At 59.1% G+C, this 23,609-nt stretch carries 28 protein-coding genes; 3 read left to right on the top strand and 25 right to left on the bottom strand.

Annotated features, from left to right (window positions below; translation table 11 throughout):
* Positions 1-6 precede the first annotated feature (6 nt).
* A complete protein-coding gene (locus ACR3FB_RS05475) occupies positions 7-1,404 on the top strand; it encodes a diguanylate cyclase (RefSeq protein WP_480564818.1) in 1,398 nt (465 codons plus the stop codon).
* Positions 1,405-1,409: 5 nt separating this feature from the next.
* Here ACR3FB_RS05475 and ACR3FB_RS05470 read toward each other — a convergent pair whose 3' ends face one another.
* The 4 genes from ACR3FB_RS05470 to ACR3FB_RS05455 are packed head-to-tail and all read right to left on the bottom strand — an operon-like array spanning position 1,410 to position 3,314.
* Complete coding sequence (locus tag ACR3FB_RS05470; RefSeq protein WP_480564815.1) at positions 1,410-1,883, bottom strand: periplasmic heavy metal sensor; 474 nt, start codon at positions 1,881-1,883, stop codon at positions 1,410-1,412.
* On the bottom strand, positions 1,880-2,233 hold the full coding sequence (locus ACR3FB_RS05465; RefSeq protein ID WP_425085030.1) for a hypothetical protein: 354 nt from the start codon (positions 2,231-2,233) through the stop codon (positions 1,880-1,882). The genes ACR3FB_RS05470 and ACR3FB_RS05465 overlap by 4 nt, the downstream gene beginning before the upstream one ends.
* Positions 2,223-2,840: an RNA polymerase sigma factor gene (locus ACR3FB_RS05460; protein ID WP_480564812.1), complete on the bottom strand. Its 618-nt coding sequence runs from the start codon at positions 2,838-2,840 to the stop codon at positions 2,223-2,225. The genes ACR3FB_RS05465 and ACR3FB_RS05460 overlap by 11 nt, the downstream gene beginning before the upstream one ends.
* 6 nt (positions 2,841-2,846) lie before the next feature.
* The gene (locus ACR3FB_RS05455; RefSeq protein WP_170467857.1) at positions 2,847-3,314 is read right to left on the bottom strand and encodes an EF-hand domain-containing protein; all 468 of its coding nucleotides are present in this window, start codon (positions 3,312-3,314) and stop codon (positions 2,847-2,849) included.
* Positions 3,315-3,527: 213 nt separating this feature from the next.
* Here ACR3FB_RS05455 and ACR3FB_RS05450 point away from each other — a divergent pair, with 213 nt between their 5' ends.
* Both ACR3FB_RS05450 and ACR3FB_RS05445 read left to right on the top strand, forming a co-directional pair.
* Entirely contained in the window at positions 3,528-3,923 is a 396-nt protein-coding gene (locus ACR3FB_RS05450) for a DUF983 domain-containing protein (protein WP_170642986.1), read from the top strand.
* Entirely contained in the window at positions 3,920-4,621 is a 702-nt protein-coding gene (locus ACR3FB_RS05445; protein ID WP_480564808.1) for an NUDIX hydrolase, read from the top strand. Before ACR3FB_RS05450 ends, ACR3FB_RS05445 begins: the two co-directional genes overlap by 4 nt.
* An 8-nt stretch (positions 4,622-4,629) precedes the next feature.
* On the opposite strand, the gene ACR3FB_RS05440 is transcribed toward ACR3FB_RS05445, so the two are convergent.
* The 21 genes from ACR3FB_RS05440 to ACR3FB_RS05340 form a co-directional block, all read right to left on the bottom strand.
* A complete protein-coding gene (locus ACR3FB_RS05440; RefSeq protein WP_480564805.1) occupies positions 4,630-6,297 on the bottom strand; it encodes a ribonuclease J in 1,668 nt (555 codons plus the stop codon).
* Entirely contained in the window at positions 6,294-7,073 is a 780-nt protein-coding gene (locus ACR3FB_RS05435; protein ID WP_170691965.1) for a type III pantothenate kinase, read from the bottom strand. The genes ACR3FB_RS05440 and ACR3FB_RS05435 overlap by 4 nt, the downstream gene beginning before the upstream one ends.
* Positions 7,074-7,084: 11 nt before the next feature.
* Positions 7,085-7,834 (bottom strand): biotin--[acetyl-CoA-carboxylase] ligase, encoded by a 750-nt coding sequence (locus ACR3FB_RS05430; RefSeq protein WP_170691963.1) that lies wholly within the window; start codon positions 7,832-7,834, stop codon positions 7,085-7,087.
* A 54-nt stretch (positions 7,835-7,888) separates the two neighbouring features.
* The gene (gene nuoN, locus ACR3FB_RS05425; RefSeq protein ID WP_480564802.1) at positions 7,889-9,331 is read right to left on the bottom strand and encodes an NADH-quinone oxidoreductase subunit NuoN; all 1,443 of its coding nucleotides are present in this window, start codon (positions 9,329-9,331) and stop codon (positions 7,889-7,891) included.
* A gap of 15 nt (positions 9,332-9,346) precedes the next feature.
* A complete protein-coding gene (locus ACR3FB_RS05420) occupies positions 9,347-10,891 on the bottom strand; it encodes an NADH-quinone oxidoreductase subunit M (protein WP_170375153.1) in 1,545 nt (514 codons plus the stop codon).
* Positions 10,891-13,071: an NADH-quinone oxidoreductase subunit L gene (nuoL, locus tag ACR3FB_RS05415; RefSeq protein ID WP_480564799.1), complete on the bottom strand. Its 2,181-nt coding sequence runs from the start codon at positions 13,069-13,071 to the stop codon at positions 10,891-10,893. The genes ACR3FB_RS05420 and nuoL overlap by 1 nt, the downstream gene beginning before the upstream one ends.
* Before the next feature lie 7 nt (positions 13,072-13,078).
* A complete protein-coding gene (gene nuoK, locus ACR3FB_RS05410) occupies positions 13,079-13,384 on the bottom strand; it encodes an NADH-quinone oxidoreductase subunit NuoK (RefSeq protein WP_005984024.1) in 306 nt (101 codons plus the stop codon).
* A 4-nt stretch (positions 13,385-13,388) separates the two neighbouring features.
* Positions 13,389-13,991, bottom strand: a complete 603-nt coding sequence (locus tag ACR3FB_RS05405; RefSeq protein WP_170768089.1) for an NADH-quinone oxidoreductase subunit J — start codon at positions 13,989-13,991, stop codon at positions 13,389-13,391.
* Positions 13,988-14,398 carry a carboxymuconolactone decarboxylase family protein gene (locus ACR3FB_RS05400; protein ID WP_170375147.1) on the bottom strand — a complete coding sequence of 137 codons (411 nt, stop codon included), beginning with the start codon at positions 14,396-14,398 and terminating at the stop codon, positions 13,988-13,990. The genes ACR3FB_RS05405 and ACR3FB_RS05400 overlap by 4 nt, the downstream gene beginning before the upstream one ends.
* Positions 14,395-14,889, bottom strand: coding sequence for an NADH-quinone oxidoreductase subunit NuoI (nuoI, locus tag ACR3FB_RS05395; protein ID WP_039524264.1), 495 nt, complete (start codon positions 14,887-14,889; stop codon positions 14,395-14,397). Before nuoI ends, ACR3FB_RS05400 begins: the two co-directional genes overlap by 4 nt.
* A gap of 1 nt (position 14,890) precedes the next feature.
* A complete protein-coding gene (gene nuoH / locus ACR3FB_RS05390; protein WP_480564796.1) occupies positions 14,891-15,928 on the bottom strand; it encodes an NADH-quinone oxidoreductase subunit NuoH in 1,038 nt (345 codons plus the stop codon).
* Positions 15,929-15,973: 45 nt separating this feature from the next.
* The gene (gene nuoG, locus ACR3FB_RS05385; protein WP_480564793.1) at positions 15,974-17,989 is read right to left on the bottom strand and encodes an NADH-quinone oxidoreductase subunit NuoG; all 2,016 of its coding nucleotides are present in this window, start codon (positions 17,987-17,989) and stop codon (positions 15,974-15,976) included.
* 2 nt (positions 17,990-17,991) lie between these two features.
* Positions 17,992-18,396: a DUF5333 domain-containing protein gene (locus ACR3FB_RS05380; RefSeq protein WP_480564790.1), complete on the bottom strand. Its 405-nt coding sequence runs from the start codon at positions 18,394-18,396 to the stop codon at positions 17,992-17,994.
* Positions 18,397-18,494: 98 nt separating this feature from the next.
* Complete coding sequence (locus tag ACR3FB_RS05375) at positions 18,495-18,839, bottom strand: hypothetical protein (protein ID WP_425085019.1); 345 nt, start codon at positions 18,837-18,839, stop codon at positions 18,495-18,497.
* Between the two features lie 80 nt (positions 18,840-18,919).
* Positions 18,920-19,426 (bottom strand): DUF3291 domain-containing protein, encoded by a 507-nt coding sequence (locus ACR3FB_RS05370; RefSeq protein ID WP_480564787.1) that lies wholly within the window; start codon positions 19,424-19,426, stop codon positions 18,920-18,922.
* On the bottom strand, positions 19,423-20,721 hold the full coding sequence (nuoF, locus tag ACR3FB_RS05365; RefSeq protein WP_170461087.1) for an NADH-quinone oxidoreductase subunit NuoF: 1,299 nt from the start codon (positions 20,719-20,721) through the stop codon (positions 19,423-19,425). Before nuoF ends, ACR3FB_RS05370 begins: the two co-directional genes overlap by 4 nt.
* A 12-nt stretch (positions 20,722-20,733) precedes the next feature.
* Positions 20,734-20,955: a DUF5337 domain-containing protein gene (locus tag ACR3FB_RS05360; RefSeq protein WP_170467891.1), complete on the bottom strand. Its 222-nt coding sequence runs from the start codon at positions 20,953-20,955 to the stop codon at positions 20,734-20,736.
* A 27-nt stretch (positions 20,956-20,982) separates the two neighbouring features.
* On the bottom strand, positions 20,983-22,089 hold the full coding sequence (nuoE, locus tag ACR3FB_RS05355) for an NADH-quinone oxidoreductase subunit NuoE (protein ID WP_425085016.1): 1,107 nt from the start codon (positions 22,087-22,089) through the stop codon (positions 20,983-20,985).
* The gene (locus tag ACR3FB_RS05350; RefSeq protein WP_480564784.1) at positions 22,089-23,312 is read right to left on the bottom strand and encodes an NADH-quinone oxidoreductase subunit D; all 1,224 of its coding nucleotides are present in this window, start codon (positions 23,310-23,312) and stop codon (positions 22,089-22,091) included. The genes nuoE and ACR3FB_RS05350 overlap by 1 nt, the downstream gene beginning before the upstream one ends.
* Entirely contained in the window at positions 23,312-23,434 is a 123-nt protein-coding gene (locus ACR3FB_RS05345) for a hypothetical protein (RefSeq protein WP_419738290.1), read from the bottom strand. Before ACR3FB_RS05345 ends, ACR3FB_RS05350 begins: the two co-directional genes overlap by 1 nt.
* A 1-nt stretch (position 23,435) precedes the next feature.
* Entirely contained in the window at positions 23,436-23,609 is a 174-nt protein-coding gene (locus tag ACR3FB_RS05340) for a hypothetical protein (protein ID WP_170461080.1), read from the bottom strand.

The raw sequence follows: 23,609 nt of genomic DNA, 5'->3' as shown, positions 1-23,609 counted from the left end.
GCAACTATGTCCGTGCAGGGAACCATCCTTGTTTTAGATGGCGTATCTACAAACCGCATCATGCTGAAGGTTCAGCTGACGGCGGCGTGGTACCACGTGGTGCAAGGTGAGAAATTGGAAGGCCTCGCCGCGCTCTTGCGGCGTGTGCGGCCTGATCTCGTGCTGACTGCGCAAACGCTGCCCGACGGCACGGCAGCTGATGTCAAAAGCCTGATTGCGAAAAATCCGGCCTTGGGCGACGTGCCCGTCGTGGCGCTGACTGGTCAGAATGACAAACAGGCGAGGCTGCGCGCTTTGGCGGATGGTCTGGATGATGTTTTGACCCACCCATTCAAGGATACACTGCTGCTCGCCCGTATCCGTAGCCTATTGCGCGCACGAGCTGACACGCAGGACCTGCAATTCCGCGAGAGCCCCCAGTCTCTCGGCCTGGCCGAGCCGGAGACCCCGCACGTTGCAGCCCCCAAACGGGCCCGCGTTGCGGTTCTTGCACAAAAGCCGCGCAACGGCGCGCTTTGGCAAAAAGCCCTTTCCGTGCAGTCCCGCTACGCTTTGAACTCGCACCACCAATCAGACCTTCAGGCCTTGCTCTCAGGCCCGATCCCGGATGCAATCGTGGTCGAGCTGGATGCAGACCGGTCCGTGCTGAACATCCTGGCCGACCTCAGATCACGCGGAGCTACACGTCATACGGTTCTGATCGGGGTGCTGATCGACAACAACGCCACCCGCGCGTCCGAAGCGCTGGACCGGGGGGCAGATGCCGTCTGTCTCGGCGGGTTCTGCGCTGACGAGATCGTCTTGCGGTTGGACAACCAGATTGCCCGCAAAAGCCGGATGGACCAGATGCGAGACTCGCTGAAGAAGGGGATCGCCGAGTCGTGGATCGACCCTCTGACCGGGTTGCAGAACCGCCGCTATGCCATGCGCGCCATCCAACAGATTGCGCAGCAATCGGCACAGACTGGGAGGGGTTTTGCCCTGATGCTGGCCGATCTGGATCATTTCAAGGCGATCAATGACGAATACGGTCACGCCAGTGGTGATTGCGTGCTGACTCAAGCGGCGGCACGGATGCAACAGGTCGTCGGTAAGGCAGGATTCGTCGCGCGCATCGGCGGAGAGGAATTCATGATCGCCGTTCCCAATATCTCGCGCGCCAAGGCGCTGACGATGGCAAGCACCCTGTGCGAGGCGATCTGTGCAGTACCTTTTCGCCTGCCCGATCAACGCACACCGATTTCCGTAACCATAAGTGTGGGCCTGAAAATGTCTGCGCCGACCTACCTTTCACAAGAAGAGGCCGAACCCGTTGAGCAGTTGATCAAATCCGCAGACAAAGCGCTCTACGCGGCCAAACAGGCCGGACGCAACCAAGTGCAGATCAGGCAAAGCGCTGCCTGATCGCTTCAGTGCTTTTTCTTGTGACCGCGCGGACCGCGTTTGACGACTTCTTCCAGACGGGTCGCATAGGTCTGACGCTCCTCGTCGTTCATCTGCGTAACCAGAACCAACCATTTTTCTTGCAGCGCGGCCTGCAAGTCCGCGGTCGCTTGCGCCTGCTGCTGCAGCAATAGCGTGACAGTTTCGGGATCAAATGGAACAGCCCGCAACGCCTCGGTCACAACCATGAAGTCCTCCGAGCGCCCCTTGGCCCCTTTGCCGTGCAGGCCGGATAGCTCTCCCCTCAGGGATTTGCGGTCCTCTTTCGGCAAGGCCCGGTACAATGCGGGCCCAAAGCCCGGTGGTGCCTTGGCGTGATCGCTATTCTTCAGCCGCAATACGCTGCCGACCGCGACCCCTATGACCAACAGGTTGATCGCCAGAGAGAGGGTCAGAACGATCGGCATCCAACGGCGTTTCGGTTTTGGATCAGTGTTCATTCCGTACTCTCCAGAAAACTGGTGTCAAATCCAAGGTCGGCCGCCAGAACGCTGCCATCCGTCGCGCCGAACAGGCCGACCGTATCCGGCAAAACGGCAGGCGCGAAAAACCCTATGAAAATCCCGGTGACGCTGGCAGCGGCCAAGCCGCTAAAGCCCTGCCATCCACCGATATTGTCCAGAAGGCGTAGCCACAGAGACCGTTCAGAGCGTGTGTGTTTCGTCACCCGCCCTAGCCGAATTGTTTCGGCATCTGTCTGGATACGCACGGCAAGATCATCCGGCAGGCCAGGTCGGTCCTTGCGCGCCTGAGCAAACAGGTTTTCCAGTTCCATGTCGTCATCTGCCATCGTCATACCCCAGTTCTTCCCGCCGTCCGGCCAATATGGCCGACAAAGCCCGCTTTCCACGCGCGGTCAAGCTTTCGACCGCTTCTACCGATAGGCCCATGACCCCGGCAATCTCGGGGTTGGACAGTTCCTCAATATGCCTCAACACGACGGCTTGTCGCTGTCGGTCGGGCAATTGCGCAAGCGCGACCTGCAATGCGTCATGGCGCGCCGTATCCTGCATTTTCTCAACCACGCTGGCGGCGTTGTCGGGCGGCTCAGCCTCTTCGGGCAGCTGCTCAGGCGTCTTTTTGCGCTTACGGTCCAGACACAGGTTCAGCGTGACCCGATAGAGCCAGGTCGACACTTTGGCCGTGCCCGGCACCCATTTGGGGGCCATCTGCCACAGCCGCATCATGGCATCCTGCGTCACATCCTCGGCCTCTGCCTGATTGCCCAGCATGCGCAGAGAAACCGAATAGCAACGCGGGCCCAGCCGGTCCGTCAGGATCCGCGCGGCCCCAGCGTCGCCATCGGCAAACATCCTCAGCAACCTATCGTCACTAAGGTCGTCCGCGGTGCACGCAGCACCGCGGACGTCTTGAGGGTGGGAGGTCAGATCCTCCATCCTGCATCAGCTATCGTCAGCGTCCGATTTCTGGCGCTTCTTGTGATGCTTGCCCATCTTGTCTTTTGCATCGGCAAATTCCTGTTCCGAGATACCGCCGCTGCTATCCGCGTCGATCCGATCAAACATCTTGTCAGCCCGGCGCGGTTTGGGCAACTCATCGGTGCTGAGAACCCCATCGCCATTCGCGTCATGTTTCTCGAACATCTTGGTCACGCGATCATTGGCCTTCTGCTGGGCCGCAGCCTGCATCTCCTCGACGCTCAACTGTCCATCGCCGTTAGTATCAGCCTTTGTGAAGCGCTGTGCGCGATGAGCCTGCATCTCTTCTTTCGTGATCTGACCATCCGCATTGGCGTCCAGTTCCTGAAACGAGACAGGCTCACGATCCTTTGGGCCTGCTGCCAGGGCCGACGTACCTGTGATCGCCACTGCCGACAGAACGATTGCCGGGATGAATTTCGAGTTCTTCATATCGGTTTCCCCATATTGGCGCGACCTGATTGCCGCTGCTCATATCCATTCAAACGCGGCACCAGCGGGTTTCCGTCGAAAAAAGTTTAGCGAAGGATCAGCAGGTCACGAACGCTTGCCCTACCCAAGCGATGCAAAGCGACGCACCCCCCTTTTCTATTGCGGCAAACAGGCCCATTATCCGCCAAAGATAGATGCGCGAGTTACATTATCATGGATCAAACGATCACCCCCGCAGTGGAAGAAGAGCGCGAAACATGGCCAGCTTTGGTCAAAGGCTTTCGTTGCAAATGCCCGAGATGTGGCGAAGGCAAGCTGTTGCACAGCTACCTCAAGGTTAACGACAGCTGCTCAAATTGCGGTCAAGAGCTGTTTCACCACCGCGCAGATGACGGCCCCGCCTATCTGACGATTCTGCTGGTCGGGCACTTGCTGGCGCCTGCTTTGCATGTGTCATACGTGCATTGGCGTCCGGATCCGTGGACCATGGCCATCGGATTTTCCATCGGCTGCATAGCGCTGTCGCTGTTCCTGCTGCCCCGCCTGAAAGGGGCTGTCGTGGCTTATCAATGGGCTCGGCGCATGCATGGGTTCGAGAAAGCCGCGTGACCGTCGACAAGACCGCCATCCGCAACGCAGCAACCGTCATCGTATTGCGGGACCGTTTTACCGCGCCCTCGATCCTGATGGGGCAACGTGGGGCCAAAGCGGCGTTCATGCCGAACAAATTCGTGTTTCCCGGCGGCGCGGTCGACCCCGAGGATGCGAGCATCCCACTGGCCGCCCCGCTGCCCCAACTCTGCTATGATCGCTTGGCCGAGCAGGCCGAGGCTGACCTGCAGCAGGCGCTTGCCGTCGCAGCGATTCGAGAATTGTGGGAGGAAACCGGGATGGTCCTTGGCCAACCCGGTGAATGGGAGGGCGATGCTCCGACCGATTGGACCAGCTTTGCGGCTTTGGGCTTCAAACCCTCGGCCGAGGCGCTGCAGTTCGTGTTCCGCGCGGTTACCCCTCCGGGTCGGCCCAGACGGTTTGATGCGCGGTTCTTTCTGGTCGATGCACAGGCGATTCACGGCGATCTGGACGATTTCAGCCGCGCCTCGGATGAGCTGTCGCACCTGCAATGGGTCAGGCTGGACGAGGTTCGAAACTTCGATCTGCCCTTCATCACCGAGGTCGTGCTGGCCGAGATCACGGCGCGGGTCACCGACCCGACACCGCCATCCTCTGTCCCGTTCTTTCTAAACAATGATGAGGCCAGCCTGTTCCAAAGGCTCAGGGGGTACCCCATGCCCGAGGTCGACTGACCCCAACCTTACTTCATGCGGCTGATCACAACCGTGACTTCAGGCTTTTTGCCGATCTCAGCTTTGGCCGTCTGACGCACGATCCGGCGCATGGCCTCTTCCAGTTTGTCATCGTCGCGCAGGGTATTGGCCTCAGCCCGCATCAGGAACTGGTTCAGGTCTTCCTCAAGCACCTCAACAAGCGCCGCGCGAGAGGTTCCGATCTCCGGCAGACCCATCGTATCGCACCACGGCTCACCCAGAGGCTCGTCCTCTTCATCCAGAATGACGGTCACAGTCACGTGGCCGTTCAGCGCCATGCGGATACGGTCGCGCACAACCCCGTCCAGCGCCCCGACCTTGACCGTGCCATCCAGATAGGTCCGCCCAGTTTCGACATAGTCGACAACCTTCGGCGCATTGCCGGTCAGATCCAGCATGGTGCCGTTGACGGCCAGAATACCCGTGCGTCCACCAGCCTCGGCCAGTTTGGCATGTTCGCGCAGGTGGCGGTGTTCGCCATGCATCGGGATCACCATCTGCGGGTCGATCAACCCATGGACTTTCTCAAGATCAGGCCGGTTGGCATGGCCCGATACGTGATAAAGGCCAGAGCTGTCATCCACCACATCCACACCCTTTTCGCTGAGCTGGTTGATGATGAAAATCACGCCGCGCTCGTTGCCGGGAATGGTTTTCGAAGAGAACAGGAACAGGTCGCCTTCTTTCAACTCGATGCCGCGGTATTTACCACGAGCCAGCTGCGCGCTAGCGGCGCGGCGTTCGCCCTGACTGCCGGTTACAATCAGCATCAGGTTCTGACGCGGAAGCTCTACAGCCTCTTCGGCGCTGATCACTTTAGGGAAATCCGACAGGATGCCGGTTTCCGTTGCAGCCTCGATCATCCGGCGCATGGCCCGGCCCAACAGCACGACCGAGCGCCCGGCCCTTTGACCAGCCTCAGCCAAGGTCTTCACCCGAGCGACGTTCGAGGCGAAGGTGGTCGCCACAACCATACCTTCGGCGCTTTCGACCAGCTTGGTGATCTCAGGGCCGACCTCGGATTCCGAGCGTCCGGGGTGGCTTGAGAACACATTGGTGCTGTCACAGACCAGAGCCTTCACGCCGGACTTGGCGACATGGGCCCAGAGATCGGGATCAAACGGTTCGCCCACCACCGGGTTTGTGTCCAGCTTGAAGTCCCCCGAATGCACGATCCGCCCTTCAGGCGTGTCGATCACCAGCGCGGCGCTTTCGGGGATCGAGTGCGATACCGGCAGGAAGCCAACAGTGAATGGTCCGGCTGAGACCTGCTCAGGCCAAGCCGAGGCAGTGAGCACAGCATCTTCAGGGTGGCCTCGTTCTTCCATCTTCCGACGGGCGATATTTGCGGTGAAGGCGCGCGCATAGATCGGAGCCCCCAGCGCCTCATAACAATGCGCCACGGCGCCCACGTGATCCTCGTGCGCGTGGGTGACAAAAACCGCTTCTAGCCGGTCGGCGCGTTCCTGTAGCCATGAGATATCGGCATGGATCAGGTCCACACCCGGCGTGGTGTCCATGTCAGGGAAGGTCACACCCAGATCAACGAGGATCAGACGTTCCTTGCCCGGCGCGCCGTAGCCATACACATAGGCATTCATGCCGATTTCACCGGCCCCGCCCAGCGGCAGGTAGATCAGTCTTTCGCTGCTCATGTTGAGCCATTTTCCTTGTTATAGCGATGGATCACGGTCAGCCCGTGCATCGTCAGATCATCTTCGATTGCGTCGAACCCCACGTCGGCCTGATCGAACAAGGGTGCGAGCCCTCCGGTTCCAACGACTTTCATCGGCATTCCGTATTCGGTCTTGATGCGGGCGATCAGCCCCTCAATCAGACCGGAATAGCCCCAATACACGCCCGATTGGATACAGCCAACCGTATTCGTACCAATCACCTTGTCCGGGCGGGTTATGTCGATATGTGGCAGAGCAGCGGCCCCTTGGTGCAGGGCCTCAAGGCTCAGGTTTACGCCCGGCGCGATGATGCCTCCGACATAGGCCCCATCTGAGGCGACGACGTCAAAGTTTGTCGCGGTCCCGAAATCGACAACCACAACGTCTCCGCCATGTCGGTCAAATGCCCCCACTGCATTGGCGAGGCGATCAGGCCCCGGCACCGTGCCTTCGTCAATGCGTGGGGCGACAGGCAAAAGGCAATCCGGTTTACCCACAACTAGCGGACGGCAACCAAAGAACCGATCCGCAAAGATGCGCAGATTGAAAACCACGCGCGGCACGGTCGAGGCGATGACAACATCGGTAATGTCAGCCTCGATCCCGTAGTGTTTCACCAGTGTGGAATACCAGGTGAAATAGGCATCCGCCGTGCGCGAATGATGGGTCGAGGTGCGCAGGGTACACAGAAACGTCTCGCCGTCCCAGATCGAGAAAACGGTATTGGTATTGCCGCAGTCGATGGCCAGAAGCATCTGAGCCCCCTTCAGAAAAACACGTCCGCCGCAGGAATGCTCACACGGCCTTTGGCGGTGTTTAGGACAAGGTTGCCCCCCGCGTCTACCGTTTCGAAGGTACCAACCGTTTCCGACGTGGCGGTACGGGCGGTAATGACCTCACCCAGCCGCGCTGCGCGGGCCAACCATGCCGTGCGGATCGGTTCAAAGCCGTAAGTGACGAATTGGGTTTCATAGCCGGCATAGGCGATGGCGAGTTCGGTCAAAAAATCCTCAGGCGTGACATGCGCACCGGTTTCCGACAGCAGAGAAACCGGGCGAACGGCACCCGGCTCAACCGCGTCTGCGCCAGGGGCTTCGGTCAGATTGACGCCGATCCCAATCGACAGATGTGAAACTCCGCGCCCCTGCCCCGTGCTTTCCAGCAATATCCCAGCAAGCTTGCCGCCGTTCAGCAAAACATCATTGGGCCATTTTAGCGACAAACCTGACGCTCTGCCGGTCACAGCGACACAGGCATCGAACAAGGCCAAAGCCGCTACGAAGCTGCGCAGAGCCGCACTCTCCGGATCGCCCTGAGGGCGCATCAGAAGGGTCGAGGCCAAATTGCCCTTGGGATTGGCCCAAGCCCGCCCTCGCCTGCCGCGCGCTGCTGTCTGATGATGCGCCATGATCCACACGGGGCCTTGCGCCGTGGGTGCAAGACGCGCGGCTTCGTTCAACGTGCTGTCCACCTCTTGCAAGATGTGCAAGCCGTACCCGTCGGGCCAGCTACTCATGTCAGCAAGGCCCGCTTGCGCGGTTGCGCAGCTGCATTGTGTTGGCGGCTTTCATCAGTTGACAAGCGTGGCTGCAGCAGCGGCCGCAGCGCCCTCGACACCAAACTGGTAGAACACGCCGATCAACATCAAAGCCGCCGATCCCATCAAGGCCACCCACAATACAGGGTTTGAACGCGTTTCGATGGGTTCTTCGTTCTCAGCACCGAAATACATATAGAAGACGATCCGCAGATAGTAGAACGCACCGATGACCGAGGCGATGGCCGACACGATCACCAACCCGGTCAGACCCGCGCTGACACCCGCCTGCCAAACGCCGAACTTGGCAAAGAACCCAAGCATGGGCGGTACACCTGCCAAGCTAAACATCAGGATCAGAACGGCCAGAGCCTTTCCCGGATCGCGCTTGGAATACTGCCGCAAGGCGTCGATGTCGGTGACCGGTTTGCCGTCGCGCTCCATCATCAGGATGAAGGCGAAGGTGCCGATATTCATCGTCACGTAGATCGCCAGATACATCAGCATGGCTTTCACGCCCAGCTCGGTTCCCGCAGCCAGACCGATCAGCGCATAGCCCATATGGGCAATCGAGGAAAACGCCATCAGACGTTTGATGTCACGCTGGCCAATGGCGGCAACCGCGCCCAACAGCATGGACAGAACCGACAGCAACACGATCACCTGCTGCCAATCCTTCACGATGCCTCCAAACGCGTCATGCAGCAGGCGCGCAAACAGCGCCATGGCAGCCACTTTTGGAGCGGTCGCAAAGAAGGCTGTGATCGGGGTCGGAGACCCTTCGTACACATCCGGCGTCCACATGTGGAACGGCACGGCCGAAACCTTGAAAGCCAGACCCGAGATCAGCAAGATCAGACCGAAGAGCAGACCGATCGAGACGTCTCCGGCCTGAACGGTGGCGATGACGCCCGAGAACAGCGTGGTGCCGGTGAACCCGTAAACCAACGACGCGCCATAGAGCAGCAGGCCCGAGCTAAGCGCACCCAGAACGAAATACTTCAGACCGGCCTCAGTAGATTTCGCGCTGTCCCGCCGCAGCGCTGCCACGACATAGAGGGCCAGCGATTGAAGCTCCAACCCCATGTAAAGCGACATCAGATCGCCCGCGCTGACCATCATCATCATCCCGACCGCAGCCAAAGCGACCAGCACAGGGTATTCAAACCGCAGCAGGTTGCGGCGGGCCATGTAGTCCTGGCTCATGACAAGAACGGCAGCGGCGGAAAGTAAGATGGCAACCTTGGAAAACCGCGCAAAGCCGTCATCCACGAACATTCCATTGAACGCCACGTTGGTCCCGTCACCGTTGCTTGAGATCCAAATCGCCAGAAGCGCCATTAGACCTGCCGTGGACCAGACCAATGCCGGAGCCAGTTCGTCCTTCTTTGTGTAAACAGCCACGATCAGAGCAGCCATCGCATATACGGCCAGAACGATCTCTGGCAGGATTATCGTCAGATCAGCCTGGATCATGTCTCCAAAGCTCCCTTAATGCGAAGCGGCCGTCTGGGTCGCAGCTTCAGCCGCGGCCAGAGCCGTGTCATAGTTCGAAATCAGTGCAGCGGTCGAGTTGCCGATCACATCGGTCACCAGCGACGGATAGACGCCCAGCAGAATGGTCATCACGATGAGCGGCGCAAAGATCAGCCGCTCACGCGAGCTCATGTCGGTCATCGCCTTGAGGCTTTCCTTGATCAGATCGCCGAACACGACCCGACGGTAGAGCCAAAGCGCATAGCCTGCCGAGAATATCACGCCGGTCGCGGCCACTGCGGTTACCCAGGTGTTGACCTGGAATGCGCCCATCAGGGTCAGAAACTCGCCGATGAAGCCCGAGGTACCCGGCAGGCCGACATTCGCCATGGTGAACAGCATGAAGACCAGCGCATAGGCGGGCATCCGGATCACCAGACCTCCGTACGCGTCGATATCGCGGGTGTGCATCCGGTCGTAGATCACGCCGACGCACAGGAACAAAGCCGCTGAGATAAACCCATGGCTGAGCATCTGGAAGATCGCGCCATCAATACCCTGCTGGTTCGCCGCGAAAATCCCCATGGTCACAAAGCCCATATGCGCGACCGAGGAGTATGCGATCAGCTTTTTCATGTCCTCCTGCACCAGCGCCACGAGAGAGGTGTAGACAACGGCGATGGCTGACATCCACAGAACCAGATCGGTCATCACCGCCGAGCCAACCGGGAACATCGGCAGGCTGAACCGCAGGAAGCCATATCCGCCCATTTTCAACAGGATCGCCGCCAGCACGACCGAGCCCGCCGTCGGGGCCTGCACGTGTGCATCCGGAAGCCAAGTATGCACCGGCCACATCGGCATTTTCACCGCGAAGGATGCAAAGAAGGCCAAGAACATTAGCGTCTGCATCCCGCCGACGACGTAGATGCCCAACACGCTAAAGCTTTCGGACGAGAACTGATGGGTCATCAGCGCCTCGATGTCTGTAGTGCCAGCATCCGCGTACATCGCAACCATCGCCACCAACATCAGCACCGAGCCGAGGAAGGTATAGAGGAAGAACTTGAAGCTCGCGTAGATGCGATCCTTGCCGCCCCAAATGCCGATGATGAGGAACATTGGGATCAGACCTGCCTCGAAAAACAGGTAGAACAGCACCAGATCCAGCGCCATGAACACGCCCAGCATCAGCGTTTCCAGCAGAAGGAAGGCGATCATGTATTCCTTGACCCGTTCGGTCACGTTCCAGCTGGCCAGAATGGTCAGGGGCATGATGAAGGTGGTCAGCAATACGAACAGAACGCTGATGCCGTCTACGCCCATCTTGTATTTCAAACCCATCAGCCACTCGCCCTCTTCCACCATCTGGAAGCCGGTGTTCGAAGGATCAAAGCCCGTGTAGATGCCAATCGACACAAGGAAGGTCACAGTGGTCGCCAACAGCGCCACCCATTTGGCATTCCGCTGCGCCGCCGCATCATTTCCGTGCAGGAACAGCGCCAAGATGCCCGCGGCAATGGCCGGGATGAAGGTGACGATCGAGAGGATATTGTCCATTACTGCGCCCCTCCGCCGATCGACATCCAGGTCACAAGGGCCGCAATGCCCAGTACCATCCAGAAGGCGTAGGTAAAGATGTACCCGGTCTGCGCCTTGCCTGCGAGGCGTGTGAAGAAGGGAACAACGCCCATTGCTACTCCGTTCAGGAAGCCATCAATTGTGTTGCCATCGCCGCGCCTCCACAGGAGGCGGCCAAGCGCCAGAGTGGGTTTGACGAAGACCGCGTCATAGATCTCGTCAAAGTACCATTTGTTCAGCAGGAACAGGTACAGTGGACGCTGGTTTGCGGCCAGACGCGCGGGCAGCGACGTGTTCACGATGTAGAACCAGTAGGCCACGACAAACCCAAGCAACATCGCCACGAAAGGCGAGACCTTGACCCATTTCGGGACGGCATGCGCGTCATCCAGCACCGTATTGTCCGGTGCGATATACAAAGCGCCCTCACCCGGTTCGCCCGCGAAGACGTAGTGATGATCTCCGTGGGCGTCTTTCTTGCCATGTGCCTCATCAGCATGGTCATCCCCGTGCACCTCATCCGAATTGGCATCGGCATGATCATCACCGTGATGCTCTTCGGCGGTGCCATCGGCGACATGCTCGGCATGGGTCGCCTCGTCATGACCTTCAGCATACGCCGAGGCCTCGGCCACCGGAATGCCATAGAACTTGCCCACCTTGTCGGTGTGACCAAAGAAGTTGCCGTACCAGATCATCCCTGCAAAAACCGCGCCCAGTGACAGAACACCCAGAGGGATCAGCATCACCTTCGGGCTTTCATGGGCGTGATCATGCGTATGCTTGTCACCGCGCGGTGTGCCGTAGAAGGTCAGGAAAATCAGACGCCAGCTATAGAACGAGGTGAAAACAGCCGCGATCACCAGCATCCAGAAGGCATAACCTGTACCACCGGCAAAGGCGCTTTCAATGATCGCATCCTTTGACAGGAACCCGGCAAAGCCGAAGGTGGTCAGCGGGATACCAACACCCGTGATGGCCAGCGTTCCGATCATCATTGCCCAGAACGTATAGGGGATCTTCTTCCGCAGGCCGCCATATTCGGTCATTTCCTGCTCGTGGTGCATCGCATGGATCACCGAACCGGCCCCGAGGAACAGAAGCGCCTTGAAGAACGCGTGGGTCAGCAGGTGGAACATCGCCGCCGAGTACATGCCGACGCCTGCGGCCACGAACATGTAGCCTAGCTGCGAACAGGTCGAATAAGCGATGACGCGCTTGATGTCGGTCTGAACCAAACCCACGGTCGCGGCAAAAAACGCAGTCGAGGCCCCAAGGAAGGTGATGAACCCGGTCGCACCCGGCGCGAACTCCATCAGCGGCGACATGCGGCAGACAAGGAACACACCCGCCGTTACCATCGTCGCAGCATGGATCAGCGCCGATACAGGTGTCGGGCCTTCCATTGCGTCAGGCAACCAAGTGTGCAGGATCAACTGCGCCGATTTACCCATAGCGCCGATGAACAGAAGGACACAGATCACCTCAACCGCGTTCCACTCACCCCAGAGGAAGCTGAGTTGCATTTCCGACAGGTCAGGGGCCGAGGCAAAGATATCCGAGAAGTTGATGCTGTCAGTCAGGAAGAAGATCGCGAAAATCCCCAGCGCAAAACCGAAATCACCAACCCGGTTGACGATAAACGCCTTCATCGCCGCGGCATTGGCACTGGACTTGCGGTAGTAAAAGCCGATCAGCAAGTACGAGGCAACGCCCACGCCCTCCCAGCCGAAGAACATCTGTACCAGATTGTCAGCTGTCACCAGCATCAGCATCGCGAAGGTGAAGAAGGAGAGATAGGCAAAGAAGCGCGGCTTATAGCTTTCGCCCTCGCGCCATTGCGGGTCGTGATCCATGTAGCCGAAGGAATAGAGGTGCACGAGCGCCGAGACCGTCGTCACCACGATCAGCATGATCGCGGTCAGGCGGTCCAGACGGATTGCCCAGCTTGTCGAGAGAGAGCCGCTCTCGATCCAGCGCAAGATTTCGATCTGTTGGGTCTGACCATCGAAAGCCAGAAACACGATCCACGACAGAAGGCAGGCCAGAAACAACAGGCCCGTTGCGGTCCACATGGCGGCTTTTTCACCGATGAACCGCCAGCCGAACCCGCAGATCAGAGCGCCCACGAGCGGGGCAAAGAGGATGGTGGTTTCCATAGTTCTCTTAGCCCTTCATCATATTGACGTCTTCAACCGCGATGGTGCCGCGGTTGCGGAAGAAGCAGACCAGAATGGCCAGACCAATCGCTGCCTCCGCCGCCGCAACGGTCAGCACGAACAGCGTAAACACCTGCCCGACCAGATCGCCGAGGAAGCTGGAAAACGCCACAAGGTTGATATTCACCGCCAACAGCATCAACTCGATGCTCATCAGCAGGATGATGACATTCTTGCGGTTCAGGAAGAGACCGAAGATGCCGATGACGAACAGCGTCGCCGCGACCGTAAGATAGTGTTCAAGTCCGATCATCTTCTTAAAGTCCCTGCCCCGGTTTCACGTCCTTCAACTCCATCGCCTTGGCCGGGTCGCGCATCATCTGGCCGACGATATCCTGACGCTTGATGTCCTGACGGTGGCGCAGGGTCAGTACGATTGCACCGATCATGGCCACCAGCAGGATCAGGCCCGCAAGCTGGAACAGAAGGAAATATTGATCGTAAAGGATGACACCCAGCGCTTCGGTGTTGTGGCGGTCGCTCGGAACCGGTTGCGCCAGATTGGCCTCAACACCCTGCGCGCTGTCCCATGCTCCGAACGCCATGATGAACTGCATCAGGATCACCAGACCAATCAGCAGGGCCAACGGCATATAGCGCGCCATCTCGGCCTTCAACTCGGCAAAGTCCACGTCCAGCATCATCACCACGAACAGGAACAGCACCGCGACCGCGCCCACGTAGACGATGATCAACAGCATCGCCACGAATTCGGCCCCCAGCAGTACGAACAGCCCCGCCGACGACAGGAAAGACAGGATCAGCCACAGCACCGAATGCACCGGCTGGCGGCTGATCACCGTGAATAGCCCACCGGTGATAGTGCTGATGGCAAACAGGTAGAAGGCAAAGACGGTCATTGATCCTCATCCTCGTTATCGCCCATGACCTCTTGCGCCAGATCCAGCGCGCGGGTCATGGCCGGGATGCCAGCAAAGACCGACATCTGACCGATCGTTTCAACGATCTCTTGTTTCTTTGCGCCCGCCTCCAGCGCATGGCGCACGGTCTGCCGTACGGCCGAGTCTGCCTGAGCGCCCTGACAGGTCAGCCCGGCCAGCGTCAGCAGCAGACGGGTCTTGGCATCCAGCCCGTCCTTGTTGACGGTGTTGCCGAACATCATTTCCATGACCTCTTTGGGCATGGTCGGCCATAGGTTCTCGAACCCTTTGGGCGAGAAATTCTCCATCGCCGGGTTCATCGCCTTGGCCATGTCCTGCGCCTGCTTCATCATCAGCTCAAATGGATTTGTCGGCGTGTCACTCATCTGTACGGCGCATCCATTTCCAGATTGCGGGCGATTTCGGCTTCCCAGCGTTCACCGTTGTCGAGCAGTTTTTCTTTGTCGTAAAACAGCTCTTCGCGGGTTTCCGTGGCGAATTCGAAGTTCGGGCCTTCGACGATGGCATCGACCGGACAGGCCTCTTGGCAGAAACCACAATAGATGCATTTGGTCATGTCGATGTCGTAGCGCGTGGTGCGTCGGCTACCGTCTTCGCGCGGTTCGGCGTCGATGGTGATGGCTTGCGCCGGACAAATCGCCTCGCAGAGTTTGCAAGCGATGCAGCGCTCCTCGCCGTTTGGATACCGGCGCAAGGCGTGCTCGCCGCGGAACCGAGGCGACAGAGGGCCCTTTTCATGCGGATAATTCACGGTGGCCTTGGGCGCGAAGAAGTATTTTAGCCCAAGCTTCATGCCGACCCAGAAGTCTTGCAACAGGAAGTACTTGGCAGCGCGGGTGTAGTCGATTTGAGTCATATCAGCCTCCTACGCTCCAACGCGCGAATGCGCCCCAGAACCATTCGAATTTTGCAGCAAAGGCCACGAAAACCACCCATGCCAATGAGAATGGCAGAAATACTTTCCATCCCAGACGCATTAGCTGGTCATAGCGGTAGCGGGGCGTGATTGCCTTGACCATCGCGAAGAGGAAGAAGAAGAACGCCATCTTGGCGACCATCCATAGCACACCATCGGGCAGGCCCGGGATCGGCGACAGCCAGCCGCCGAAGAACAGCAGCGTTGTCAGGGCGCACATCAGGAAGATGGCGATGTATTCGCCTGCCATGAACAGCAGGAATGGCGTGGCCGAGTATTCGACCTGATAGCCTGCGACCAATTCCGACTCCGCCTCAGGCAGGTCGAACGGCGGACGGTTGGTTTCGGCAAGCGCCGAGATGAAGAACAGGAAGACCATCGGGAAATGCGGCAGCCAGTACCAGCTGAAGAAGCCAAACGAGCCATCCTGTGCGCGGACGATATCTCCGAAGTTCATCGACCCGGTCGAGATGATCACGCCGATGATGATCAGACCGATGGACACTTCATAAGAGATCATCTGTGCCGCAGAGCGCAAAGAGCCGAGGAACGGGTACTTTGAGTTCGACGCCCAACCGCCCATAATCACGCCATAAACCTCCAAAGAGGATACGGCGAAGACATAGAGGATCGCCACGTTCAGATCTGACAGCACCCATCCGTCGTTGAACGGGATCACGGCCCAAGCGATCATTGCCAGTACGAAAGAGGTCAGCGGAGCAAGGATGAAAACGGTGCGGTCCGCGCCTGCTGGGATGACGACCTCTTTGACCACATATTTCAGCGCGTCGGCCACCGTTTGCAACAAACCGAAAGCGCCCACCACATTGGGCCCCCGGCGCATCTGAACAGCCGCCCAGATCTTGCGGTCACCATAGACAAGGAACAACAGCGAGATCATCACAAAGGCCACAACGGCAAGCACCTGCGCCAGGACGATCAGGGCGATGCCGCCCGGTGTGTTAAAGAAATCAGCCATTGGTCCTCACACCGTGGGTCGTCGGGGTTATCTCTGCGGGACGGATCATTCAGCGGCCATCCTGTCTGTGTTTTTCGCCTGCGCCGACAGCTCGGCCATCAGTTGTGAGGCGCGTGCGATCGGGTTGGTCAGGTAGAAATCCTTGACCGCATTGCGGAAACTCGCCTTGCCCAGTGTACCAGCCTCAAGCGGTTGCACCTCGTTCGCGATCACTTCGTCGATATGCGCCAGATGCGGTACCGCCTCGATCAACGCGGTCCGCAATTGCGCCAAGGAATCGAAGGGCAACGTCGCACCCAAATCGGCCGAGAGCGCACGCAAGATGGCCCAGTTTTCTTTGGCCTCTCCCGGCGCAAAGCCCGCACGCATGGCCAGCTGAGGGCGGCCTTCGGTGTTCACGAACAACCCGTTTTCCTCGGTATAGGCGGCGGCGGGCAGGATCACATCAGCGCGGTGCGCGCCACGGTCCCCATGGCTGCCCTGATAGATGACGAATGCGCCGTCTCCGATTTCGACCTCATCCGCGCCGAGGTTATAGATCACATCAGCCACGCTGATCGCGTCCATACCGCCCGCGTTGGTGGCATCCACATCCATCGCGCCCACGCGCGCGGCGGCGGTATGCAAGATGATCAGCCCACTTTCGGTATTGCTTGCAATGGCTTGCGCGGCGGCCAAAACAGCGGCGCCATCGGCCTCTTGCAGCGCGCCCTGACCGACAATGACCAAAGAGCGTTTTGCTTTGATCTCATCATCGCCGCCCATGTCGACGACCTTTTGCAAGGCGGCGCGGTCATCACCCATGTGGTGGTATTCAAAGGTCAGATCGGCCGCCGGACCGACCAGAGCAACCTCGGCCCCATGCGCCCAGGCCTTGCGGATCCGGGCGTTCAGAACCGGAGCCTCATCGCGCGGGTTGGTCCCGATCAGCAGAATGCGTTCCGCCGTGTCGATATCTTCAATCGCAGCGGTCCCGGCATAGGCACCCCGGTTGCCCGCAGGCAGCTTGGCGCCATCGGTGCGGCATTCGACAACACCGCCCTGCCCTTCGATCATCTGTTTCAGCGCAAAGATCGCCTCAACCGGGGCCAGATCACCGACGAGACCCACCGGTTTTTCGGCCCCTTTCAGCGCTTCGGCAGCTTTGGTCAGCGCCTCAGGCCACGAGGCCGGACGCAGCTTGCCGTTTTCGCGCACATACGGACGGTCCAGACGCTGACGGCGCAACCCGTCCCAGACGAACCGGGTTTTGTCGCTGATCCATTCCTCATTCACGCCGTCATGGTTGCGCGGAAGGAACCGCATCACTTCACGCCCTTTGGTATCCACGCGGGTGTTTGAGCCCAAAGCATCCATTACGTCAATGCTCTCGGTCTTGGTCAGCTCCCACGGACGCGCGGTGAAGGCATAGGGTTTCGAGGTCAGCGCCCCCACGGGGCACAAATCAATGATGTTCCCCTGCAGGTTCGAATGCAGCGTCTGGTTCAAGTATGAGGTGATTTCAGCGTCCTCGCCTCGCCCCGTCTGACCCATCTGAGTGATGCCGGCGACCTCGGTCGTGAAGCGCACACAGCGGGTGCAACTGATGCAACGGGTCATCGCGGTGCCGACCAACGGCCCAAGATCCAGATCATCAACGGCGCGCTTGGCTTCCTTGAAGCGCGAACCCGAAACACCATAGGCCATCGCCTGATCCTGCAGGTCGCACTCCCCCCCCTGATCACAGATCGGGCAATCCAGAGGGTGGTTGATCAGCAAAAACTCCATCACCCCTTCGCGGGCCTTTTTGACCATGGGTGAGTTCGTCTTGACCTGAGGTGGCTGCCCTTCCGGCCCCGGACGCAGATCACGCACCTGCATCGCGCAAGAGGCCGCAGGTTTCGGAGGGCCGCCCACGACCTCAACCAGACACATCCGGCAGTTCCCCGCAATCGAAAGACGTTCGTGATAACAGAAGCGCGGCACCTCGACCCCGGCCTCTTCACAGGCCTGGATCAGGGTCATGGCACCATCGACTTCGATTTCCTGCCCGTCGATATTGATCTTGCGGAGGTCAGACATCGTCAGTTCGCCCTCAAATAAACGCCGATGGCGCTGTTTCTGTCGATTTCTTTCCGCCCTAATGTGCAGAAGGAATTCGGGTTTTCGTAGGTCACGCCGTTGGCGGCAAGATAAGCCTCGCCCTTGGCGCGCATCCGGTCTTTTTCAGCGTCGGATTCGACATAGGCCCGGATCTCTTGGTCCGAGTAGCCAAGGCTGTTCGCCTCGGACCGCAGCCCCCACATCACGTTGATCGCTTTCAGCTTCCGCCCGCTGATCGAGGGGCAATAGTCCGAAATCTCTTTCGCGACCGCAATGTAATACAGCTCATTGTCGATCTGTTTCACTTCACGCAGAGGCGGCTTGGCCTCGGCGACCGCAGGGATCATCAGCGCAAGACCAATGGCAAGTTTTTTCGCATAAGACATCACAGGTCCTTTCATCTTGGATCGACCAAGATGGGTGTCGCCCTGTCTGCTATGCAATAACAGACCGCTGGCCCTGCCGTGATATGCAGAAAATAGCCTCATGGTCTTTGGCAGGTTCCCGCAAAAGTCAGTTTGTCGTCGCTGATGCGCAGGTTCTGCGGTTCTGTATCCGGACCAACCTTCCAAACAATGCGCGACGAGCCGAAGTTCTGGATGCAGAATTTGGTGCCTTCGAACCGGCCCGCCTCACGCGCGCCGTCAAGCGAGGCTGACACATTGTTCACGACTACAGTGAACTCCGTCGGGGTGTTGCGTTTGTCTACCGACTTGGCCTTGGCGCGGAAAAACTGCCCGTCAAACAGCACACGGTCCTTGGACGAGGTGCCGGTACAGGCCGAGATCAACGCAAGTCCCGCAAGGCCAGCCAAGGTTGAGAATTTCATTTTCTTCACTTTGTATATTCCTGTCAGACCGCTGGCATCTGGGCGGCTGCGAGCGCGATCAGAATGGTGTGTCATCCCGCTCACTCCGCTGCGACCTGAGCGCAACGATTGTCGCGCCACTTGCTTGCTTGTTTCAAATCCGCCCATCCAAAGGCGTGTTCACTTGGACCTTCCTGGCGCAGACGCTCCAGCCGCGCCATGGCTTCATCCAGATCCGGCTGGTGCCCCGCGGGCACCCACCACATAACGAAATGCTGATCCCCCAGCAGTTCAAACCACTCCTGACGGCGGTCGTAAAACTGTTTGTGTATGGTGCCCCAGACAAATGTCTCAAGGCTCGCGACATCTTCCCAGACCGTCAGGTTGGCAACAAATTGAGGATCGCCCCCAATCGCGTTTTCCGTATTCCCGGTTCCCGGCTCACCCGAGCCTTCCATCATCCACACAAAGCCCGGCATCCGCTTGCCCAGGCCGTTGACCTTGTCGAGATTGGCCATGAACTCAGCCACCCGAGGGGCATCCGTCGGGGCCAGCAGGCGGCCAATATTCAGTTCGGCCAGATGATATCCGTCAGGCTGCCTGATCATTCCGCTGCCATCGCCCCCATGCGGCCTGATTTCTGCGCCTTGATGCGGTCCTCGATCTCTTCGCGGAAATTGCGGATCAGGCCCTGGATCGGCCAGGCCGCAGCATCGCCCAACGCGCAAATGGTGTGGCCTTCAACCTGCTTGGTCACGTCAAACAGCATGTCGATCTCTTCCAACTCGGCCTCACCACGCACAAGGCGGTCCATCACGCGCATCATCCAGCCCGTGCCTTCGCGGCAGGGCGTACACTGGCCGCAGCTTTCGTGTTTATAGAATTTCGACAGCCGCCAGATCGCCTTGATGATGTCGGTGGACTTGTCCATCACGATCACTGCCGCCGTCCCAAGGCCCGAGCCCAACTCACCGCGCAGATAGTCAAAATCCATGATCGCATCGCGCATATTCTCGCCGCGCACGCATGGCACAGATGAGCCACCCGGAATGACGGCCAGCAGATTGTCCCAGCCGCCGCGAATACCGCCGCAATGGGTTTCGATCAGTTGCTCGAATGGAATCGACATCGCTTCTTCGACGACGCAGGGGTTGTTCACGTGGCCCGAGATCGCAAACAGCTTGGTGCCCGCGTTATTCTGACGACCAAAGCCCGCAAACCAGTCCGCGCCACGGCGCAGGATGGTCGGCACAACGGCGATGGACTCCACGTTGTTCACCGTGGTCGGGCAGCCATAGAGGCCCGCGCCAGCCGGGAATGGCGGCTTCATGCGCGGCATACCCTTTTTGCCCTCAAGGCTTTCGATCAGCGCAGTTTCTTCGCCACAGATATAGGCACCCGCGCCGTGATGCAGGAAGATGTCGAAATCCCATCCCGAGCCGGCCGCGTTCTTGCCCAACAGCCCGGCGTCATAGGCCTCATCAATTGCGGCCTGTAGCGCCTCGCGTTCGCGGATGTATTCGCCGCGCAGGTAGATATAGCAGGTGTGCGCATTCATCGCGAAAGAGGCAATCAGGCAGCCTTCGATCAGCGTATGCGGATCGTGGCGCATAATCTCACGGTCTTTGCAGGTGCCCGGTTCGGATTCATCCGCATTCACCACCAGATAAGACGGGCGGCCATCGCTTTCCTTGGGCATGAACGACCATTTCAGACCGGTTGGGAAGCCCGCGCCACCGCGCCCACGCAGGCCCGAGTCTTTCATCGTCTGGATGATCCAATCCCGGCCCTTTTCGATCAGACCAGCGGTGCCATCCCAATGCCCTCGGGCCTGCGCGCCGCGCAGAGTACGCTCGTGCATCCCGTAGATGTTGGTAAAGATCCGGTCCTGATCCTTCAGCATCGCGTGTTACCCTCAGCTGTCCTGACGCATGCGCCAGAGTTGAAATATGTTGACGCCTGCATAGATGAAGCCGGCCAAAGCAGCGAAATCAAATAGCAGCGCATAGCGCCCTGGCATTCCAATCGCGGGGCCGATGAACAAAGTCATGCCAAGCCAAACCACCATCGTCACGGCGATGACGATGCCTATATGTCGGCCCTTGCGGGCTATGGCTTGCTCTTTGTCCTTATCCATCTCGTCCTTGAGCCCTTGCAGGGGCGTTTAGTCTTCGTAAGTGCCGTCTTCCTTGGCACGTTTGGCGAATTCGGTCTGATCCCCAACAGCCAGCTTGGCCGCTTGTTCAATCCAGCCATCGCGTTCGATCCGGCCCTTGAACTTCAGGCGCGCATCCACCCAGGCCACGTGCTCGGGCGTCCAGGCTGCGATCTGATCATAGTGGAAAAAGCCCAGCTCGTTCAGCGTCTCTTCCAGTTTCGGCCCCACGCCTTTGAGCATCTTGAGATCGTCCGGCAGGCCCCCACGCGCCTCGGTCAGCGTTCGGGGTTTATCTTCCTCGACTTCTTTCGCCTTGGCCTCAGCGGCCTGTTTCACGGCTGGTTTCGGTGGCTCAGGCGCTTTCGGCGGTTTCGCCGCCGCCGAGGCTCCGGCCTGCTTGCCGTCTTTGCCCAGCCAAGGTGTGAGGATCGGAACCTCGGTCCCGTCGATCCGCTTGACCGTATCGCCAAGCTCTGCCGCTAAGGCCACGCTGGCATTGTGTTCCGGCTTTCCAGCCTCATGTTCGGTCAGGCTGCTGAGTCCTTTCAAAGGCTCTGCCGCATATCGCCCGTTTTGAGGGCCGGGCGTAGGCACCTTCCCCGCCGCCAGATTGTCTATGATCTTGCCAAAACTCTCGGCGGTCAGGTCTTCGTAGTAATCCTTGCCGATCTGCGCCATCGGAGCATTCGTACAGGACCCAAGGCATTCCACCTCTTCCCAGCTCAGCTTGCCATCGGCGGATAGCTCATGTGGCTTGGCGGCGATCTTTTCCTTGCAGACCGCAATCAGATCCTCGGCCCCGCAAATCATGCACGAAGTCGTTCCACACACCTGAATATGCGCCACCGAGCCGACCGGCTGCAGTTGGAACATGAAGTAGAACGAGGCGACCTCGAGCACGCGAATATAGGCCATGCCCAGCATGTCGGCGACGGATTCAATTGCCGGGCGGGACAGCCAGCCCTCCTGCTCTTGTGCGCGCCACAGCAGCGGGATCACCGCACTGGCTTGGCGACCCTCGGGGTATTTCGTGATCTGCGCTTCGGCCCATTGCTGGTTGGCGGCGGTGAACGCAAAGCTTTCGGGTTGTTCGGGATGAAGACGGCGGAGCATTAGCGGTCAATCTCTCCAAATACGACGTCCATGGTGCCGATGATGGCGGCGACGTCAGCCAGTTGGTGGCCTTTGGCGACGTGATCCATGGCTTGCAGATGCAGGAAACCCGGTGCGCGGAGTTTGGCACGGTAGGGTTTGTTGGTGCCGTCGGCAACGAGATAGACGCCGAACTCGCCCTTGGGGGCTTCTACTGCGGCGTAGACTTCGCCTGCGGGGACGTGGAAGCCTTCGGTATACAGTTTGAAATGATGGATCAGGCTCTCCATCGAGGTCTTCATGTCCGAGCGTTTCGGCGGGGTGATCTTGCCGCGGGCCAGAACGTCGCCTGGGCATTCGCGAATCTTGGCGATGGCCTGTCGGATGATCAGCAGGGATTGGCGCATCTCTTCCATGCGGCAGAGATAGCGGTCGTAGCAGTCGCCATTCTTACCGACGGGGATCTGGAAATCGAACTCGTCGTAGCATTCGTACGGCTGCGCGCGGCGCAGGTCCCATGCAAGACCCGAGCCACGGACCATCACGCCCGAGAAGCCGTATTTCTGAATGTCATCCTCGGTCACGACGCCGATATCGGCGTTGCGCTGCTTGAAGATGCGGTTTTCGGTCAGCAGCCCGTCAATGTCATCGAGAACAGCGGGGAATTCGTGGCTCCACGCCTCGATATCGTCCAGCAGTTCCGGCGGCAGGTCCTGATGGACACCCCCGGGGCGGAAATAGGCGGCGTGCAGGCGGGCACCACAGGCACGCTCATAGAACACCATCAGCTTTTCGCGTTCTTCAAAACCCCACAGCGGCGGGGTCAGAGCGCCCACATCCATCGCCTGCGTGGTCACGTTAAGCAGGTGGTTCAGGATGCGACCGATCTCGGAATACAGCACCCGGATCAGCGAGCCACGGCGTGGCACCTCGACCCCGGTCAGCTTTTCGATGGCGAGACACCAGGCATGTTCCTGGTTCATCGGCGCCACGTAATCCAGACGGTCGAAATACGGCAGGTTCTGCAGATACGTCCGGCTTTCCATCAGCTTTTCGGTGCCACGGTGTAGCAAGCCGATATGCGGATCGCAGCGCTCTACGATCTCTCCGTCCAGCTCAAGCACCAAACGCAAAACCCCATGCGCAGCAGGGTGTTGTGGGCCAAAGTTAATGTTGAAATTGCGGATTTTCTGCTCGCCGCTCAGCGCGTCCGTGCTGCCGTCATCATATCTTGAGCCGTCCATCACCGCCCCCGCTTTTTCTTCGCGTCCGCGCGCACCCGGACCTTCTCGGCCTCAGCCGCCTTGGCTGCGGCGCCGGCAAGCAGCACCCCAAGGGCGCCCAAAATGATCAGTTCCCCCAGCATCTCAGCGACGTTCCATCTCTTGCAGCTTCATGGCCATGATCCACAAAAGGATCAGCGTTCCAATCGGGATGACACAGGCAAACGCCCAGAACTTCTCGATCCCGAAATGCGGCAGCAGTTTCAGCATCGGGATGATCGTGGCGATCGTGAATGCGATCCAGATCAGGAACTCCAT

The sequence above is a fragment of the Ruegeria sp. AO1 genome, from assembly GCF_056535985.1.
The sequence above is the reverse complement of the archived record's forward strand: the minus strand, read 5'-3'. Positions and strand labels throughout refer to the sequence as shown.

Excerpts from the sequence above, each read along its gene's own strand:
- nuoN (WP_480564802.1), bottom strand. The coding sequence starts at position 9,331 with ATGATCCAGGCTGATCTGACGATAATCCTGCCAGAGATCGTTCTGGCC.
- nuoH (WP_480564796.1), bottom strand. The coding sequence starts at position 15,928 with ATGGCTGATTTCTTTAACACACCGGGCGGCATCGCCCTGATCGTCCTG.
- ACR3FB_RS05430 (WP_170691963.1), bottom strand. The coding sequence starts at position 7,834 with ATGAGTAGCTGGCCCGACGGGTACGGCTTGCACATCTTGCAAGAGGTG.
- ACR3FB_RS05375 (WP_425085019.1), bottom strand. The coding sequence starts at position 18,839 with ATGAAATTCTCAACCTTGGCTGGCCTTGCGGGACTTGCGTTGATCTCG.
- ACR3FB_RS05380 (WP_480564790.1), bottom strand. The coding sequence starts at position 18,396 with ATGTCTTATGCGAAAAAACTTGCCATTGGTCTTGCGCTGATGATCCCT.
- ACR3FB_RS05340 (WP_170461080.1), bottom strand. The coding sequence starts at position 23,609 with ATGGAGTTCCTGATCTGGATCGCATTCACGATCGCCACGATCATCCCG.
- ACR3FB_RS05465 (WP_425085030.1), bottom strand. The coding sequence starts at position 2,233 with ATGGCAGATGACGACATGGAACTGGAAAACCTGTTTGCTCAGGCGCGC.
- ACR3FB_RS05350 (WP_480564784.1), bottom strand. The coding sequence starts at position 23,312 with ATGGACGGCTCAAGATATGATGACGGCAGCACGGACGCGCTGAGCGGC.
- ACR3FB_RS05420 (WP_170375153.1), bottom strand. The coding sequence starts at position 10,891 with ATGGACAATATCCTCTCGATCGTCACCTTCATCCCGGCCATTGCCGCG.
- ACR3FB_RS05475 (WP_480564818.1), top strand. The coding sequence starts at position 7 with ATGTCCGTGCAGGGAACCATCCTTGTTTTAGATGGCGTATCTACAAAC.
- ACR3FB_RS05370 (WP_480564787.1), bottom strand. The coding sequence starts at position 19,426 with ATGATCAGGCAGCCTGACGGATATCATCTGGCCGAACTGAATATTGGC.
- ACR3FB_RS05460 (WP_480564812.1), bottom strand. The coding sequence starts at position 2,840 with ATGGAGGATCTGACCTCCCACCCTCAAGACGTCCGCGGTGCTGCGTGC.
- ACR3FB_RS05440 (WP_480564805.1), bottom strand. The coding sequence starts at position 6,297 with ATGAGCAGCGAAAGACTGATCTACCTGCCGCTGGGCGGGGCCGGTGAA.
- ACR3FB_RS05470 (WP_480564815.1), bottom strand. The coding sequence starts at position 1,883 with ATGAACACTGATCCAAAACCGAAACGCCGTTGGATGCCGATCGTTCTG.
- ACR3FB_RS05405 (WP_170768089.1), bottom strand. The coding sequence starts at position 13,991 with ATGACCGTCTTTGCCTTCTACCTGTTTGCCATCAGCACTATCACCGGT.
- ACR3FB_RS05450 (WP_170642986.1), top strand. The coding sequence starts at position 3,528 with ATGGATCAAACGATCACCCCCGCAGTGGAAGAAGAGCGCGAAACATGG.
- nuoL (WP_480564799.1), bottom strand. The coding sequence starts at position 13,071 with ATGGAAACCACCATCCTCTTTGCCCCGCTCGTGGGCGCTCTGATCTGC.
- nuoI (WP_039524264.1), bottom strand. The coding sequence starts at position 14,889 with ATGACTCAAATCGACTACACCCGCGCTGCCAAGTACTTCCTGTTGCAA.
- nuoG (WP_480564793.1), bottom strand. The coding sequence starts at position 17,989 with ATGTCTGACCTCCGCAAGATCAATATCGACGGGCAGGAAATCGAAGTC.
- nuoF (WP_170461087.1), bottom strand. The coding sequence starts at position 20,721 with ATGCTGAAGGATCAGGACCGGATCTTTACCAACATCTACGGGATGCAC.
- nuoE (WP_425085016.1), bottom strand. The coding sequence starts at position 22,089 with ATGCTCCGCCGTCTTCATCCCGAACAACCCGAAAGCTTTGCGTTCACC.
- ACR3FB_RS05435 (WP_170691965.1), bottom strand. The coding sequence starts at position 7,073 with ATGCTTCTGGCCATCGACTGCGGCAATACCAATACCGTTTTCTCGATC.
- ACR3FB_RS05400 (WP_170375147.1), bottom strand. The coding sequence starts at position 14,398 with ATGAGTGACACGCCGACAAATCCATTTGAGCTGATGATGAAGCAGGCG.
- nuoK (WP_005984024.1), bottom strand. The coding sequence starts at position 13,384 with ATGATCGGACTTGAACACTATCTTACGGTCGCGGCGACGCTGTTCGTC.
- ACR3FB_RS05345 (WP_419738290.1), bottom strand. The coding sequence starts at position 23,434 with ATGCTGGGGGAACTGATCATTTTGGGCGCCCTTGGGGTGCTGCTTGCC.
- ACR3FB_RS05360 (WP_170467891.1), bottom strand. The coding sequence starts at position 20,955 with ATGGATAAGGACAAAGAGCAAGCCATAGCCCGCAAGGGCCGACATATA.
- ACR3FB_RS05455 (WP_170467857.1), bottom strand. The coding sequence starts at position 3,314 with ATGAAGAACTCGAAATTCATCCCGGCAATCGTTCTGTCGGCAGTGGCG.